At 72.8% G+C, this 16,139-nt stretch carries 13 protein-coding genes; 6 read left to right on the top strand and 7 right to left on the bottom strand.

What is annotated here, in order from left to right; genetic code table 11:
- Position 1 precedes the first annotated feature (1 nt).
- Complete coding sequence (locus ABZ923_RS06040) at positions 2 to 778, bottom strand: SDR family oxidoreductase (protein WP_361467376.1); 777 nt, start codon at positions 776 to 778, stop codon at positions 2 to 4.
- 85 nt (positions 779 to 863) lie between these two features.
- Between ABZ923_RS06040 and ABZ923_RS06045 the strand changes: the two genes are divergently transcribed.
- Genes ABZ923_RS06045 through ABZ923_RS06060 form a run of 4 tightly spaced genes read left to right on the top strand, consistent with a single transcriptional unit; the run spans position 864 to position 4,263 of the window.
- The gene (locus tag ABZ923_RS06045) at positions 864 to 1,616 is read left to right on the top strand and encodes an enoyl-CoA hydratase family protein (RefSeq protein WP_361467379.1); all 753 of its coding nucleotides are present in this window, start codon (positions 864 to 866) and stop codon (positions 1,614 to 1,616) included.
- Positions 1,617 to 2,468, top strand: coding sequence for a CoA-transferase (locus ABZ923_RS06050; protein WP_361467382.1), 852 nt, complete (start codon positions 1,617 to 1,619; stop codon positions 2,466 to 2,468).
- Positions 2,465 to 3,205 (top strand): CoA-transferase, encoded by a 741-nt coding sequence (locus ABZ923_RS06055; RefSeq protein WP_361467385.1) that lies wholly within the window; start codon positions 2,465 to 2,467, stop codon positions 3,203 to 3,205. Before ABZ923_RS06050 ends, ABZ923_RS06055 begins: the two co-directional genes overlap by 4 nt.
- Positions 3,205 to 4,263, top strand: a complete 1,059-nt coding sequence (locus ABZ923_RS06060) for a nitronate monooxygenase (protein WP_361467388.1) — start codon at positions 3,205 to 3,207, stop codon at positions 4,261 to 4,263. Before ABZ923_RS06055 ends, ABZ923_RS06060 begins: the two co-directional genes overlap by 1 nt.
- On the opposite strand, the gene ABZ923_RS06065 is transcribed toward ABZ923_RS06060, so the two are convergent.
- From ABZ923_RS06065 to ABZ923_RS06075, 3 genes are read right to left on the bottom strand one after another with little or no spacing between them, the layout of a single operon-like run.
- Positions 4,247 to 5,404 (bottom strand): acetyl-CoA C-acetyltransferase, encoded by a 1,158-nt coding sequence (locus ABZ923_RS06065; RefSeq protein ID WP_361467390.1) that lies wholly within the window; start codon positions 5,402 to 5,404, stop codon positions 4,247 to 4,249. The two genes, ABZ923_RS06060 and ABZ923_RS06065, sit on opposite strands and share 17 nt — an antisense overlap.
- A 25-nt stretch (positions 5,405 to 5,429) precedes the next feature.
- Positions 5,430 to 6,041: a TetR/AcrR family transcriptional regulator gene (locus ABZ923_RS06070; protein ID WP_361467392.1), complete on the bottom strand. Its 612-nt coding sequence runs from the start codon at positions 6,039 to 6,041 to the stop codon at positions 5,430 to 5,432.
- 26 nt (positions 6,042 to 6,067) lie between these two features.
- Complete coding sequence (locus ABZ923_RS06075; RefSeq protein ID WP_361467395.1) at positions 6,068 to 6,853, bottom strand: SDR family oxidoreductase; 786 nt, start codon at positions 6,851 to 6,853, stop codon at positions 6,068 to 6,070.
- A gap of 66 nt (positions 6,854 to 6,919) precedes the next feature.
- Here ABZ923_RS06075 and ABZ923_RS06080 point away from each other — a divergent pair, with 66 nt between their 5' ends.
- Together ABZ923_RS06080 and ABZ923_RS06085 are read left to right on the top strand one after the other, a co-directional pair.
- Positions 6,920 to 8,059, top strand: coding sequence for an acyl-CoA dehydrogenase family protein (locus ABZ923_RS06080; RefSeq protein WP_361467397.1), 1,140 nt, complete (start codon positions 6,920 to 6,922; stop codon positions 8,057 to 8,059).
- Positions 8,059 to 9,012 carry an acyl-CoA dehydrogenase family protein gene (locus ABZ923_RS06085; protein ID WP_361467399.1) on the top strand — a complete coding sequence of 318 codons (954 nt, stop codon included), beginning with the start codon at positions 8,059 to 8,061 and terminating at the stop codon, positions 9,010 to 9,012. Before ABZ923_RS06080 ends, ABZ923_RS06085 begins: the two co-directional genes overlap by 1 nt.
- On the opposite strand, the gene ABZ923_RS06090 is transcribed toward ABZ923_RS06085, so the two are convergent.
- From ABZ923_RS06090 to gltB, 3 genes are all read right to left on the bottom strand, one after another.
- Positions 9,009 to 9,746 (bottom strand): VWA domain-containing protein, encoded by a 738-nt coding sequence (locus ABZ923_RS06090; RefSeq protein ID WP_361467402.1) that lies wholly within the window; start codon positions 9,744 to 9,746, stop codon positions 9,009 to 9,011. The genes ABZ923_RS06085 and ABZ923_RS06090 overlap by 4 nt on opposite strands.
- A gap of 114 nt (positions 9,747 to 9,860) precedes the next feature.
- On the bottom strand, positions 9,861 to 11,324 hold the full coding sequence (locus tag ABZ923_RS06095; RefSeq protein ID WP_361467405.1) for a glutamate synthase subunit beta: 1,464 nt from the start codon (positions 11,322 to 11,324) through the stop codon (positions 9,861 to 9,863).
- Positions 11,317 to 15,828 (bottom strand): glutamate synthase large subunit, encoded by a 4,512-nt coding sequence (gene gltB, locus ABZ923_RS06100; RefSeq protein ID WP_361467508.1) that lies wholly within the window; start codon positions 15,826 to 15,828, stop codon positions 11,317 to 11,319. Before gltB ends, ABZ923_RS06095 begins: the two co-directional genes overlap by 8 nt.
- Positions 15,829 to 16,139 lie beyond the last annotated feature (311 nt).

Below are 16,139 nucleotides of genomic sequence, written 5' to 3' on the forward strand. Positions count from 1 at the left end.
CTCAGCTCTCCCTGTCGGCGGTCGGGGCTTCGGGGGTGTCGGATCCGGCGGTGGCCGCGTCCAGGAACGCCGGCCTCTCCCCGCCTCCGTGCACGTGCAGGCTCGCCCCGCTGATGTAGGCGGCGGCGTCCGAGGCGAGGAAGACGGCGGCGGCCCCGATGTCGGCGGGGAGGGCCAGGCGGCCCAGCGGGACGGTGCGGGAGACGGCGGCGAGGCCGTCGGGGCCGCCGTAGTGCAGGTGGGCCAGGCCGGTGCGGACCATGCCGACGACGAGCGTGTTGACCCGGACCTCCGGCGCCCACTCCACGGCCATGGAGGCGGCCAGGTTCGCGAGCCCCGCCTTGGCCGCGCCGTAGGCGGCCGAGCCGGGCGAGGGGCGGCCCCCGCTGACGCTGCCGACCATCACGATCGAGCCCCTGCTGCGCCGGAGGTGGTCGTAGGCGGCGAGGGACGCGGTGAGCGGGGTGACCAGGTTCAGCTCGACGACCCTGGCGTGCCGTTCGGCGTCGGCGTCGGCCAGGCGCCGGTACGGGGTGCCGCCCGCGTTGTTGACGAGCACGTCCAGCCGGGGCAGCGCGGCGAAGAAGGCCCGGACGGCGGGCGGGTCGCGCAGGTCGAGCGGGGCGAACTCGACGCCGGGCGAGAGCTGTTCGGGAGGCCGGCGGGCGCAGGCCAGGACCCGGGCGCCCGCGTCCGCGAAGGCCCGGGCGATGCCCGCGCCCACTCCTCGGGTGCCGCCGGTGACCACGACCGTGCTGCCGCGCAGTGAGTTGTCCACAGGGCCTCCCGGTTGTCCGCGCCGACTGCTAGCTTCGAAGCCTCGCACCTAACAAATGTTTGGTGGAAAGGTAGCTGATGCGCCCATGGGTGTCTCCTGTTCGTCCCCAGAAAAGGGGATTTCCGTGGTCACCGTCGACTACCCGCCGGTCAACGCGCTGCCGGTGCGCGGCTGGTTCGCCCTGGCCGACGCCGTGCGCGCGGCCGGCCGGGACCCGGGGATCCACTGCGTGGTCCTGGCCGCCGAGGGGCGCGGGTTCAACGCGGGCGTCGACATCAAGGAGATACGGACGGCCGGCCAGGAGGCCCTGATCGGCGCCAACCGGGGCTGCGCGGAGGCCTTCGCGGCGGTCTACGAGTGCGAGACACCGGTGGTCGCGGCGGTGCAGGGCTTCTGCCTGGGCGGCGGGATCGGCCTGGTGGGCAACGCGGACGCGGTGGTGGCGAGCGAGGACGCGGCCTTCGGACTGCCCGAGCTGGACCGGGGCGCGCTGGGCGCGGCGACCCATCTGGCCCGGCTGGTCCCGCAGCACCTGATGCGCGCGCTGTATTACACCGGGCGCACGGCGAGCGCCGCCGAACTGCACGCGCACGGCTCGGTGTGGCGGGTCGTGCCGCGCGCGCAGCTGCCGGGGGCGGCGCTGGAGCTGGCCCGGCAGATAGCCGCGAAGGACGGACGGCTGCTGCGCATGGCCAAGGCCGCCATCAACGGCATCGATCCGGTCGACGTGCGCCGCAGCTACCGCTTCGAGCAGGGCTTCACCTTCGAGGCCAACCTCGGCGGACTGGCGGCCCGGGTCCGCGACACGTTCGGGCGGCAGGGGAAGGAGGGGGTGTAGATGGCCGACAAGACGATGACCGCCGAGGAGGTGGTGTCCCGGCTGGCGAGCGGGATGACCCTCGGCATCGGCGGGTGGGGCTCGCGCCGCAAGCCGATGGCACTGGTCCGGGCGCTGCTGCGGTCCGGCATCGGCGATCTGACGGTCGTGGCGTACGGCGGCCCGGACGTCGGCATGCTGGCCGCCGCCGGCCGCATCCGCAGGCTGGTCACCGCGTTCGTCACCCTGGACTCGATCCCGCTGGAACCGCACTACCGGGCCGCGCGCGAGCACGGCGGCCTCGCGCTGACGGAGGTCGACGAGGGGATGTTCCAGAGCGGGCTGCGCGCGGCGGCACAGCGCCTGCCCTTCCTGCCGGTGCGGGCGGGAATCGGCTCGGACGTCATGCGGGTCGGCCCGGACCTGAGGACGGTGACGTCGCCGTACGCGGACGGGGAGACGCTCGTGGCGATGCCCGCGCTGCGGCTGGACGCGGCCCTGGTGCACGTCCACCGCGCCGACCGGCTGGGCAACGGCCAGTGCCTGGGCCCGGACCCGTACTTCGACGACCTGTTCTGCGAGGCGGCGGACGCGGCCTACGTCTCCTGCGAACGGATCGTGGACACCGCCGAGCTGGCCGAGGCGGCCGTCCCGCAGTCGCTGCTGCTCAAGCGGCTCGCGGTGACGGGTGTGGTGGAGGCGCCCAACGGCGCGCACTTCACCTCCTGCGCCCCCGAGTACGGCAGGGACGAGGAGTTCCAGCGGCGGTACGCGAGCACGCCCTGGCCGGAGTTCGCCGCACGCTTCCTCGGCGCGGACGAGGCCGCCTACCGGGCGGCGGTCCGGGAGTGGCGGACGGAGCAGGAGCGGTGAGCGCCACCCGCGCCGAGTACTGCGTGCTCGCCTGCGCCGAGGCCTGGCGCGGCGCCGGGGAGGTCCTGGCGAGCCCGATGGGCCTGATCCCGTCGCTGGGCGCGCGGCTGGCCCGGCTGACGTTCGCGCCGGAGCTGCTGCTGACCGACGGCGAGGCCCTGCTGGTCCGCCCGGACGGCACCCCGGAGGGCTGGCTTCCCTACCGGCAGCACCTGGAGCTGGTGGCGGGCGGCCGGCGGCACGTGATGATGGGCGCGAGCCAGCTCGACCGGTACGGCAACCAGAACATCTCCTGCATCGGCGACTGGGCGCGGCCCCGCAGACAGCTCCTCGGGGTGCGCGGGGCACCGCTGAACACACTGAACAACCCGACGAGTTACTGGGTCCCGAGACACTCCCGGCGGGTGTTCGTGGAGCGCGTGGACCTGGTGTGCGGGGTGGGGTACGACCGGGCGGCCGGCCTGGGTGCCGCGGCCCGGTTCCACCGCATCGACCGGGTCGTCACCGACCTCGCCGTGCTCGACTTCGCGACCCCGGACCACTCGATGCGGCTGGCCTCGGTGCATCCGGGGGTGAGCGTGGAGCAGGTGCGGGAGGCGACGGGGTTCGAGCTGGCCGTGCCGGACGAGGTGCCGTACACCCGGGAACCCGAGGCGGCGGAACTGCGGCTGATCCGCGAGGTGCTGGACCCGCAGGGGGCGCGCACGCGCGAGGTGCCGCAGGGGGCGGGGGGCTGATGGAGACCGCACTGACCCGGCTGGTCGGGGTCCGCCACCCGATCGTGCAGACCGGGATGGGCTGGGTGGCCGGGCCCCGTCTGGTCTCGGCGGCGGCGAACGCCGGCGCCCTCGGCATCCTGGCCTCGGCGACGATGACGCTCGATCAGCTGCGGGACGCGATCAGGGAGGTGCGGTCGAGGACCGGCGCGCCGTTCGGGGTGAACCTGCGGGCCGACGCGGGCGACGCACCGGACCGGGTGCGGATCCTGGTGGAGGAGGGCGTCCGGGTGGCCTCCTTCGCCCTGGCCCCCTCTCCCGGGCTGATCGCCGAACTGAAGGCGGCGGGCGTGGTGGTGATCCCGTCCGTCGGGGCCCGGCGGCACGCCGAGAAGGTGGCGGCCTGGGGTGCGGACGCGGTGCTCGTGCAGGGCGGCGAGGGCGGCGGGCACACCGGTGAGGTGGCGACGAGTGTGCTGCTGCCGCAGGTGGTGGACGCGGTGCGGATACCGGTGGTGGCGGCGGGCGGCTTCTTCGACGGGCGGGGCCTGGTGGCGGCGCTGGCGTACGGGGCGGCCGGGGTGGCGATGGGCACGCGGTTCCTGCTCACCTCCGACTCGACGGTGCCGGACGCGGTGAAGGCCCGGTATCTCGCGGCGACGGTCCGGGACGTCACGGTGACCCGGGCGGTGGACGGGCTGCCGCACCGGATGCTGCGCACCGACCTTGTGGCGGCGCTGGAGCGGTCGGGCCGGATACGCGCCCTCGCGCACGCGGTGCGGCGGGCGGCCGGCTTCCGGCGGCTGTCGGGGCTGACCTGGCGGCAGCTGGTCCGCGACGGCCTCGCCCTCCGGCACGGCAGGGAGCTGTCCTGGAGTCAGGTGCTGCTCGCCGCCAACACGCCGATGCTGCTGAAGTCGGCGATGGTGGACGGCCGGACGGATCTGGGGGTGATGGCGGCCGGCCAGGTCGCCGGGGTGATCGGCGACCTGCCGTCGTGCGCGGAACTGGTGGAGCGGATCCTGCGGGAGGCGGAGGAGGCGCTGACCGCGCTGGCGGGGCTCAGAGCCGTTCGATGATCGTCACGTTGGCCTGGCCGCCGCCCTCGCACATGGTCTGGAGGCCGTAGCGGCCGCCGGTGCGCTCCAGTTCGTGCAGCAGGGTCGTCATCAGCCGGGCTCCGGTGGCGCCGAGGGGATGGCCGAGGGCGATCGCGCCGCCGTTGACGTTGACCTTGGCGGGGTCGGCGCCGGTCTCCTTCAGCCAGGCGAGGACGACCGGCGCGAAGGCCTCGTTGATCTCCACGAGGTCGATGGCGTCGAGGGTCAGGCCGGTCTTCTTCAGGGCGTGCGCGGTGGCCGGTATGGGCGCGGTGAGCATGCGGATGGGGTCCTCGCCGCGCGCGGAGAGGTGGTGGACGCGGGCGCGCGGGCGCAGTCCGTGGTCCCGGACCGCCCGTTCGGAGGCGAGCAGCAGGGCCGCGGCCCCGTCGGAGACCTGGGAGGAGCAGGCCGCGGTGACGGTGCCGCCGTCGAGGACGGGCCGCAGCGCGGCCATCTTCTCCAGGGAGGTGTCCCGGCGCGGCCCCTCGTCCACGGTGACCCGGCCGCAGGGGACGGTCTCGCGGTCGAAGCGGCCGGTGTCGATCGCCCAGATCGCGCGCCGGTGCGAGCCCAGGGCGAACTCCTCCTGCCGGGCGCGGCCGATGCCCCACTGGGCGGCGATCGTCTCGGCGCCGGCGAACTGGTTGACGGGCCGGTCGCCGTAGCGGGCGCGCCAGCCGGTGCTGCCGAGGAAGGGGCCGTCGGTCAGCCCGAGGGGGACGGCGGCCTGCCGGGAGGCGAAGGCGATGGGGACCTGGGACATGTTCTGCACGCCGCCCGCGACCACCAGGTCCTGGGTGCCGGAGAGCACGGCCTGCGCCGCGAAGTGCACGGCCTGCTGGGAGGAGCCGCACTGGCGGTCGACGGTGACGCCGGGCACCTCCTCGGGGAGGCCGGCGGCCAGCCAGCTGGTGCGGGCGATGTCGCCGGCCTGCGGCCCGACCGTGTCCAGACAGCCGAAGACCACGTCGTCCACGGCGGCCGGGTCGATCCCGGAGCGCTCCACCAGCGCGGTGAGCACCCGCGCGCCCAGGTCGGCCGGGTGGACCGCGCTCAGCCCTCCTCCGCGCCGGCCCACCGGTGTGCGGACCGCTTCGACGATGTAGGCCTCGGCCATGGCAACTCCCTGTGACGGAAAGGGGCTATTCGCGTACGGCGATCCCGTCCAGCACCATCGACAGGTACTGGCGGGCGATCTCCTCGGGGCTGTGCCGGCCGCCGGGCCGGTACCAGGAGGCGGCGACCCAGACGGTGTCGCGCACGAACCGGTAGGTGAGCCGGACGTCCAGGTCGGCGCGGAAGACCCGCTCGGCGACCCCGCGTTCGAGCGTGCTCAGCCACGCCTTCTCGAACCGGCGCTGGGACTCGGCGAGAAAGGTGAACCGGTCCTGGGCGACGAGCTGTTTGCTCTCCTTCTGGTAGATCGCGACGGCGGCGCGGTGCCGGTCGATCTCCCGGAAGGACTCGGTGACCAGCGCCTCCAGCGTCTCGCGGGGTCCGAGTCCGGAGGCGAGGACGGTGTCGTAGCCGTCCCAGAGTTCGTCGAGGAAGGTCCGCAGGATCTCCTCGAGCATCGACTCCTTGGAGTCGAAGTGGTAGTAGAGGCTGCCCGCGAGCATCCCGGCGTGGTCGGCGATCCGGCGGACGGTGGTGGCGTTGTAGCCGTGCTCAGCGAAGACCTCGGCGGCGGTGTTGAGGAGTTCTCCGCGCCGGGCCGCTGCCGCGGTCACCTGGGGCTTCTTCTTGGTCGGCACGCACCCATTGTGGTCTGCTCCGCTGTTCACGGGTGCTGGCTGCTGACGGCGACGACCTCGCCGGTCATGTAGGAGGAGTAGCCGGAGGCGAGGAAGACGATCACGTTGGCCACCTCCCAGGGCTGGGCGTACCGCCCGTAGGCCTCCCGTTCGGTCAGGTCGGCGAGGAGTTCGGCGGAGGTGACCTTCGCCAGGTGCGGGTGCATGGCGAGGCTGGGGGCGACGGCGTTGACGCGCACGCCGTAGGCGGCGGCCTCGACGGCCGCGCACCGGGTCAGCGCCATCACGCCGGCCTTGGCGGCGGCGTAGTGGGCCTGTCCGGCCTGGGCGCGCCAGCCGACGACGGAGGCGTTGTTGACGATGACCCCGCCGCCGGTGCCGCGCATGGCGCGCAGGGCGGCCCGGGTGCAGCGGAAGGTGCCGTTCAGGGTGACGTCCAGCACCCGGGACCACTGCTCGTCGGTCATGTCGACGAGGTCCGAAGTGCCCCCGAGCCCGGCGTTGTTGACGACGACGTCCAGCCGCCCGTGCGCGGCGACGGCCGCGTCGAACAGGGCCCGCACCTGGGCCTCGTCGGTGACGTCGCACGGCAGCGCGGTGACCGCGCCGGGGAACCGGCGGCCCAGTTCGGCCTCGTGCTCCGTCAGCCGGCGCGGGTGGGCGTCGCTGATCAGCACCCGGGCGCCCTCCTCCAGGAAGCGGCGCGCGGTGGCTCCGCCGATGCCGGTGCCGGCCGCCGCGGTGACGACGGCGGTGCGCCCGCGCAGCAGTCCGTGCCCGGGGACGTAGTCCGGGCTCTCGACGCCTGTCATGGGGCCACGCTAACCTACCAAACACTTGTTAGGGAAGGTGACCGGCGCGGAAGGAAGGCGGCTCCCGTGGACCTGACCCACTCTCCGGCCGACGAGGAGTTCCGCGCCGAGGCCCGGGCCTGGCTGCGCGCGCACGTCCCGCGCACGCCGCTGCCGTCCCTGGAGACGGAGGAGGGCTTCGCGGCCCACCGCGCGTGGGAGGCCGAACTGGCCGCGGACCGCTGGTCGGTGGTGTCGTGGCCGGAGCGGTACGGCGGGCGGGACGCCGGACTGCTGCGCTGGCTGGTGTTCGAGGAGGAGTACTGGGCGGCGGGCGCGCCGGGCCGGGTCGGCCAGAACGGCATCAGCCTGCTCGCGCCGACCCTGTTCGCGTACGGCACGCAGGAGCAGTGCGCGCGCGTGCTGCCGCCGACGGCCACCGGCGAGGTGGTCTGGGCGCAGGCCTGGTCCGAGCCGGAGGCGGGCTCGGACCTCGCCGCGCTCAGCTCCCGGGCGGTGCGGACGGACGGCGGCTGGCGGCTGCGCGGACAGAAGACCTGGTCCTCGCGCGCCGCGTTCGCCGACCGGGCCTTCGGCCTGTTCCGCAGCGACCCGGCGGCCCCGAAACCGCACCAGGGGCTGACGTATCTGATGTTCGACCTGCGGGCCCCCGGGGTCACCGTCCGCCCGATCGGCCGCCTGGACGGCAAGCCGGCCTTCGCCGAGCTGTTCCTGGACGACGTGTTCGTCCCGGACGAGGACGTGATCGGAGAGCCGGGCCAGGGCTGGCGGATCGCGATGTCCGCGACCGGCGACGAACGCGGGCTCACCCTGCGCTCCCCCGGCCGCTTCCTCGCCTCCGCCGCGCGGCTGCGCGAGCTGTGGCGGGCCCAGGGCTCGCCCGAGCACGCCCGGGCCCGGGTGGCCGACGCCCTGATCGCGGCCCGCGCCTACCAGTTGTCCGCCTACGCCGCCGCCTCCCGGGTCCTGGACGGCGCCCGGCTCGGCCCCGAGTCCAGCATGAACAAGGTGTTCTGGTCCGAGCTGGACCTCGCGCTGCACGAGACGGCGCTCGACCTGCTGGGCGCGGAGGGCGAACTCGCCGACGGCGCCTGGTCCGAGGGGTACGTGTTCTCCCTCGCCGGCCCCATCTACGCCGGCACGAACGAGATCCAGCGGGACATCGTCGCCGAGCGGCTGCTCGGCCTGCCGAAGGGACGCCGCTGATGCGCTTCCTCCTCGACGCCGAGCAGCGCGCCTTCGCCGACACGCTGCACGCGATGCTGAGCGCCGCGGACACCCCGGCGGTGATCCGGGCCTGGAGCCGCGGCGACCACGCACGCGGGCGCGCCCTGTGGTCGCGGCTGGCCGAGGCGGGGGTGTTCGGACTCGCGGTACCGCGGAAGTACGGCGGGCTGGGCCCCCTTCCGGTGGAGCTGGCCGTCGCCTTCGTGGAGTTGGGCCGGCACGCGGTGCCCGGCCCGCTCGCGGAGACGGTCGGGGCGGCGGTGCTCCTCGAAGGGCCCGCGCCGGGCCGGCGGTTCCTGCCCGGGATCGCGGCCGGGGCGGACCTGGCGACCGTGGCGGCGCCCGGCGGCTACGCCGTCGACGGGGACGCGGCCTCGCTGCGCCTGTGCCCGGCCCCCGACGGCCTGTACCTCGCCACGGCGGACCCCGGCCCGGTGCGCCGCTCCCTGGACCCCGCCCGCCGGCTGACCCGGCTCGCCCCCGCCGGTGAACTCCTCGGCCGGGACGCGCCCTACGACCGGGCGCTCACCTGGATCCGTCTGGCCACCGCCGCCCAGGCGCTCGGTGTCGGCCTCGCCCTGCTCGACCGGACCGTCGCCCATGTCGGGCGGCGCACGCAGTTCGGGGTCCGCATCGGCTCCTTCCAGGCCGTCAGGCACCGCCTGGCCGACGCGAAGACGGCCCTGGAGTTCGCCCGCCCGCTGGTGTTCGGCGCGGCACTGTCGCTGCGCCCGGCCGAGGTGGCCGCCGCCAAGCTCACGGCGTGCGAGGCGGCGTACCGGACGGCCCGCACGGCGCTGCACCTGCACGGCGCGATCGGCTACACGGCGGAGTACGACCTGTCGCTGTGGCTCACCAAGGCGCGGGCCCTGCGCTCGGCGTGGGGGACACCGCAGGAGTGCCGGGACCTGGTGCTCGCGGCGGGGCTCTAGGGGGCCGTCGGGGCGCCGGGTACGACGCCTGCGGCGCGGGCGGCCGACAGCCACTGCGGGAACTCGCCGACGAGCCGGTCGTACAGCTCGGCGTCGGAGAGCCGGCGCGGGTCCCGGCCCGCGTGGAAGAAACCGGCGTTGTCCAGGATCCGCTTGCCGGGAACGGCCAGCTCGTCCAGCTTGCGCAGGAACTCGAACTGCCGGCTGTCCGGGTCGCCGAAGCCGACGAACTGCCAGAAGAGGGGGAGCCGGGCGGCCTTGCAGAGGTAGCGTTCGGCGGCGAGCTTGTTGATCGGGCCGCCGTCGGTCTGGAAGACGACCAGCGCCGGAGCGGTGGCGCCGCTGTCCAGGTAGTGGTCGATGACGGCGTCCATGGCCAGGTGGTAGCTGGTCTTTCCCATGTGCCCGAGCCCGGCCACGATCCGCTCGATGCGGCCCTCGTGCCCGGCGAGGGCGATGTCGGTGACCGCGTCGACGTCCGTGGAGAAGAACACGACGGGCACGCGCCCGTCGTCGTCCAGGTGCGCGGAGAGCCCCAGGACCCGGTCGGCCAGCGCCTGCACACTGCCGTCCCGGTAGTACGGCTTCATCGAGCCGGAGTAGTCGACCACGAGGTAGACGGCGGCCCGCAGCCCGTCGAGGCCGTGTTTGCGCAGGGACACGCCCGCGGACCGGTACGCGCCGACGAGCGCGGGCGCGGTCTCCTCCACCTTGCGCAGACTGATCGCGGCCATGGCTCCCCCTCGGCGTGCGGACATGCAACGACGCCTGCCCGGGTCCGGTCGGGGACGGGGCAGGCGTCGTCAGTGTTCCGCACGCCGTTGTACGGGACGTCTTCAGGGGTGCCGTCAGACCGCCAGGGCGCGGTCCGTCGGGCGGATCGGGGCCGGCAGGTCGCTGGCCCCGGTCAGGAAGCGGTCGACTCCACGGGCGGCCGAGCGGCCCTCCGCGATCGCCCACACGATCAGGGACTGGCCGCGGCCGGCGTCACCGGCGACGAACACACCCGGCACGTTGGTCTGGAAGTCGGCGTCGCGGGCGATGTTACCGCGTTCGTCGAGGTCCAGGCCGAACTGCTCCACCAGGCCGTTCTCCCGGTCGGTGCCGGTGAAGCCCATGGCGAGGGTGACCAGCTGGGCGGGGATCTTGCGCTCGGTGCCCGGCTTCGGGGTCAGCTTGCCGTCGACGAACTCCACCTCGGTCAGGTGCAGCCACTGGACGTTGCCGTCCTCGTCGCCCTCGAAGTGGGTGGTGGAGACGGAGTAGATCCGCTCGCCGCCCTCCTCGTGCGCGCTGGTGACCTTGTAGAGCATCGGGAAGGTCGGCCAGGGCTGGTTCGTCGGGTGCCGCTCGTCGTTCGGGCGGGGCATGATCTCCAGCTGGGTGACGGAGGCCGCGCCCTGGCGGTGGGCGGTGCCTACGCAGTCCGCGCCGGTGTCGCCGCCGCCGATGACGACGACGTGCTTGCCCTCGGCCGAGATCGGCGCGGTGACGTAGTCGCCCTCCTGGACCTTGTTGGCCAGCGGCAGGTACTCCATCGCCTGGTAGATGCCCTTGAGTTCGCGGCCGGGCACCGGCAGGTCACGCGCGGTCGTGGAACCGGCGGCGATCACGATCGCGTCGTACCGCTTCTTCAGGTCGCGCGCGTTGATGTCGCGGCCGACCTCCACACCGGTGCGGAAGCGGGTGCCCTCCGCGCGCATCTGCTCGATACGGCGGTTGATGTGCCGCTTCTCCATCTTGAACTCGGGGATGCCGTACCGGAGGAGGCCTCCGATGCGGTCCGCGCGCTCGTAGACGGCGACCGTGTGGCCGGCCCGGGTCAGCTGCTGGGCGGCGGCGAGACCCGCCGGGCCCGAGCCGATGACCGCGACCGTCTTGCCGGACAGGCGCTCGGGGATCTGCGGGGCGACGTCCCCGGTCTCCCACGCCTTGTCGATGATCGAGACCTCGACGTTCTTGATGGTCACCGGCGGCTGGTTGATGCCGAGCACGCACGCCGACTCGCAGGGGGCCGGGCAGAGGCGACCGGTGAACTCCGGGAAGTTGTTGGTCGCGTGCAGGCGCTCCTGGGCGGCGGCCCAGTCCTCGCGGTAGGCGTAGTCGTTCCACTCGGGGATCAGGTTCCCCAGCGGACAGCCGTTGTGGCAGAACGGGATGCCGCAGTCCATGCAGCGGCTGGCCTGCTTGCTGATGATCGGCAGCAGGGAGCCGGGGACGTAGACCTCGTTCCAGTCCTTCTTGCGCTCTTCGACGGGGCGGGTCTTGGCGACCTCACGGCCGTGGTTCAGGAAGCCCTTCGGGTCAGCCATTGATCGCCGCCTCCATCATCTTCTCGGTGATCTCGGTCTGGGACAGACCGGCTCGCTCGGCGGCGTCCTTGGCGGCGAGCACTGCCTTGTACGTGCTGGGGATGATCTTGCTGAACCGCTCCACGGCCGTCTCCCAGTCGGCGAGCAGCTTCTCGGCGACCGTCGAGCCGGTCTCCTCGGCGTGGCGGCGCACCACGTCGTGCAGCCACTGCTTGTCCGTGTCGTCCAGCGCCTCGACCGACTCGACGTTGCCGACGTTGACGTTGTCGCGGTCGAGGTCGATGACGTAGGCGATACCGCCGGACATGCCCGCCGCGAAGTTGCGGCCGGTCGGGCCGAGGACGACCGCGTGACCGCCGGTCATGTACTCGCAGCCGTGGTCGCCCACGCCCTCGGAGACGACCAGCGCGCCGGAGTTGCGGACGCAGAACCGCTCACCGGTACGGCCGCGCAGGAACAGCTCGCCGCCGGTGGCGCCGTAGGCGATGGTGTTGCCCGCGATGGTCGAGTACTCGGCGAGGTGGTCGGCGGCCCGGTCCGGGCGGACGACGATCCGGCCGCCGGACAGGCCCTTGCCGACGTAGTCGTTGGCGTCGCCCTCCAGGCGCAGCGTGACACCGCGCGGCAGGAACGCGCCGAAGGACTGGCCGGCGGAGCCCGTGAAGGTGATGTCGATGGTGTCGTCGGGCAGACCCGCGCCGCCGAACTTCTTCGTCACCTCGTGGCCGAGCATGGTGCCGACCGTGCGGTTGATGTTGCGGATGGCGACCTGGGCGCGCACCGGCTGGGCCTCGGTCGCGTCGTTCGCGGCCAGGGCGTCGGCGGCGAGCTTGATCAGCTCGTTGTCCAGGGCCTTCTCCAGACCGTGGTCCTGGGCGGCGATCTGGTGGCGGACGGCGCCCTCGGGCAGGTCCGGCACGTGGAACAGCGGCTCCAGGTCCAGGCCCTGCGCCTTCCAGTGGTCGACCGCGCGCTCGACGTCCAGCACCTCGGCGTGGCCGACGGCCTCCTCGATGGAGCGGAAGCCCAGCTCCGCGAGCAGCTCGCGGACCTCCTCGGCGATGAACCGGAAGAAGTTCACCACGTGCTCGGCCTTGCCGGCGAAGCGGTCGCGCAGGGCCGGGTTCTGGGTGGCGATGCCGACCGGGCAGGTGTCCAGGTGGCAGACGCGCATCATCACGCAGCCGGAGACGACCAGCGGAGCGGTCGCGAAACCGAACTCCTCGGCGCCGAGCAGCGCGGCGATGACCACGTCACGGCCGGTCTTCAGCTGGCCGTCGGTCTGCACGACGATCCGGTCGCGCAGGCCGTTGAGCAGCAGGGTCTGCTGGGTCTCGGCGAGGCCCAGCTCCCAGGGTCCGCCCGCGTGCTTCAGGGAGGTCAGCGGGGAGGCACCCGTGCCGCCGTCGTGGCCGGAGATCAGCACCACGTCCGCGTGCGCCTTGGAGACACCCGCGGCGACCGTGCCGACGCCGACCTCGGAGACCAGCTTCACGTGGATCCGCGCCTGCGGGTTCGCGTTCTTCAGGTCGTGGATCAGCTGGGCCAGGTCTTCGATGGAGTAGATGTCGTGGTGCGGCGGCGGGGAGATCAGGCCGACACCCGGCGTCGAGTGACGGGTCTTGGCGACCCACGGGTAGACCTTGTGGCCGGGCAGCTGGCCGCCCTCGCCGGGCTTGGCGCCCTGGGCCATCTTGATCTGGATGTCGTCCGCGTTGACCAGGTACTCGGAGGTCACGCCGAAGCGGCCGGAGGCCACCTGCTTGATCGCCGAGCGGCGCGCCGGGTCGTACAGGCGCTCCGGGTCCTCGCCGCCCTCACCGGTGTTGGACTTGCCGCCCAGCTGGTTCATGGCGATGGCGAGGGTCTCGTGCGCCTCCTTGGAGATGGAGCCGTACGACATCGCGCCCGTGGAGAAGCGCTTGACGATCTCGGAGACCGGCTCGACCTCCTCGACCGGGATCGGTCCGCGGTCGGACTTGAAGCCGAACAGGCCGCGCAGCGTCATCAGGCGCTCGGACTGCTCGTTCACGCGGGACGTGTACTTCTTGAAGATGTCGTAGCGGCCCGTGCGCGTGGAGTGCTGGAGGCGGAAGACCGTCTCCGGGTCGAACAGGTGCGGCTCGCCCTCGCGGCGCCACTGGTACTCGCCGCCGATCTCCAGCGCGCGGTGCGCGGGAGCGATGCCGGAGGCCGGGTAGGCCTTGGCGTGGCGGGCGGCGACCTCCTGGGCGATGACGTCGATGCCGACGCCGCCGATCTTGGTGGCGGTGCCGTTGAAGTACTTCTCCACGAAGGCCTCGTCCAGGCCGACGGCCTCGAAGACCTGGGCGCCGCGGTAGGAGGCGACGGTGGAGATGCCCATCTTGGACATGACCTTCAGGACGCCCTTGCCGAGGGCGTAGATCAGGTTCTTGATGGCCTGCTCGGGCTCCAGGCCGTTGAGGAAGGTGCCCGCGCGCAGCAGGTCCTCGACGGACTCCATCGCCAGGTACGGGTTGACGGCGGCGGCGCCGTAGCCGATGAGCAGGGCGACGTGGTGGACCTCGCGGACGTCGCCGGCCTCGACCAGCAGGCCCACCTGGGTGCGCTGCTTGGTGCGGATGAGGTGGTGGTGGACGGCTGCGGTGAGCAGCAGCGACGGGATCGGCGCGTGCTCGGCGTCGGAGTGGCGGTCCGACAGGACGATCAGGCGGGCGCCGTTCTCGATCGCCGCGTCGGCCTCGGCGCAGATCTCCTCGATGCGGGCAGCGAGCGCGTCACCGCCGCCGGAGACCCGGTACAGGCCGGACAGGGTCGCGGCCTTGAAGCCGGGCATGTCGCCGTCGGCGTTGATGTGGATGAGCTTGGCCAGCTCGTCGTTGTCGATCACCGGGAAGGGCAGGGTGACCGAGCGGCAGGAGGCGGCCGTCGGGTCCAGCAGGTTGCCCTCCGGGCCCAGCGACGAGCGCAGGGAGGTGACCAGCTCCTCGCGGATCGCGTCCAGCGGCGGGTTGGTGACCTGCGCGAACAGCTGGGTGAAGTAGTCGAAGAGCAGCCGCGGGCGCTCGGACAGGGCCGCGATCGGCGAGTCCGTGCCCATGGAGCCGATCGGCTCGGCGCCGGCACGGGCCATCGGGGCGAGGATGACGCGCAGCTCCTCCTCGGTGTAACCGAAGGTCTGCTGGCGGCGGGTGACCGAGGCGTGGGTGTGGACGATGTGCTCGCGCTCGGGCAGGTCGCCCAGCTCGATCTCGCCGGCCTCCAGCCACTCGGCGTACGGCTTCTCGGCGGCCAGGGCCGCCTTGATCTCGTCGTCCTCGACGATGCGGTGCTCGGCGGTGTCGACGAGGAACATGCGGCCGGGCTGCAGGCGGCCCTTGCGGACGACCTTGGCCGGGTCGATGTCGAGGACGCCGACCTCGGAACCGAGGACGACGAGGCCGTCGTCGGTGACCCAGTAGCGGCCGGGGCGCAGACCGTTGCGGTCGAGCACGGCGCCGACCTGGGTGCCGTCGGTGAAGGTGACGCAGGCGGGGCCGTCCCAGGGCTCCATCATCGTGGAGTGGAACTGGTAGAAGGCGCGCCGGGCCGGGTCCATGGAGGTGTGGTTCTCCCACGCCTCCGGGATCATCATCAGCACGGAGTGCGGCAGCGAACGGCCGCCCAGGTGCAGCAGCTCCAGCACCTCGTCGAAGGAGGCGGAGTCGGAGGCGTCCGGCGTACAGACCGGGAAGATGCGGTCCAGCTTCTCCTGCGGGCCGAACAGGTCGGAGACCAGCTGCGACTCGCGGGCGACCATCCAGTTGCGGTTGCCCTTGACGGTGTTGATCTCACCGTTGTGCGCGACGAAGCGGTACGGGTGTGCGAGCGGCCACGACGGGAAGGTGTTCGTGGAGAACCGGGAGTGCACGAGCGCGATCGCGGAGGCGAAGCGGCGGTCGGACAGGTCCGGGAAGAAGGGCTCCAGCTGGCCGGTGGTCAGCATGCCCTTGTAGACGATCGTCCGCGCGGACAGGGAGGGGAAGTACACCCCGGCCTCGCGCTCGGCGCGCTTGCGCAGCACGAAGGCCCTGCGGTCCAGCGCGATGCCCTCGCTGGCGCTGTCGGTGACGAAGATCTGCCGGAACACCGGCATGGTGGAGCGGGCGGTGGCACCCAGCAGCTCGGGAGCGACCGGGACCTCGCGCCAGCCGAGGACGGTGAGGCCCTCCTCGCCGGCGATCGTCTCGATACGCGAGACGGCGTCCTCGGTCCCCTGCTCCGGCAGGAACGCGATGCCTACCGCGTAGGCACCGGCCGCCGGAAGGTCGAATCCGGCCACTTCGCGGAAGAAGGCGTCCGGCACCTGGGAGAGGATGCCCGCGCCGTCGCCGGAGTCGGGCTCGGAGCCGGTGGCACCCCGGTGCTCCAGGTTGCGCAGGACGGTGAGAGCCTGCTCGACCAGGGTGTGGGACGCCTCGCCGGTGAGGGTGGCGACGAAACCGACGCCGCACGCGTCGTGTTCGTTGCGGGGGTCGTACATACCCTGCGCAGCAGGGCGAGCATCCATGAACGACCAGTTCTGGCCGTTCTCGGAATGCTGGGACGGCTGGCGCGGCGTACGCATCGGCTCTCCCGTCGTCGTCATGTGGCATGTGGCAGGTGCCGAGGGACGACGTTGGCCCTCTGCGTGAGATCTGCGGTGAGATCAAAATTTCGTGCAGGTTACATGATGGAGCGGTTCTCGGGAACCGGATACACCGTTCCAGCATGCGGACGCCGCGGGGTGCGCGGGCGGGGGTGGCGCGCGGCTCCGTGGCGAAAAGTATGAGGGACCAAATCAGGACAGATCAA

Origin of the sequence: Streptomyces sp. NPDC046881, assembly GCF_040645015.1 — a bacterium.
Classification (GTDB): Bacteria; Actinomycetota; Actinomycetes; order Streptomycetales; family Streptomycetaceae; genus Streptomyces.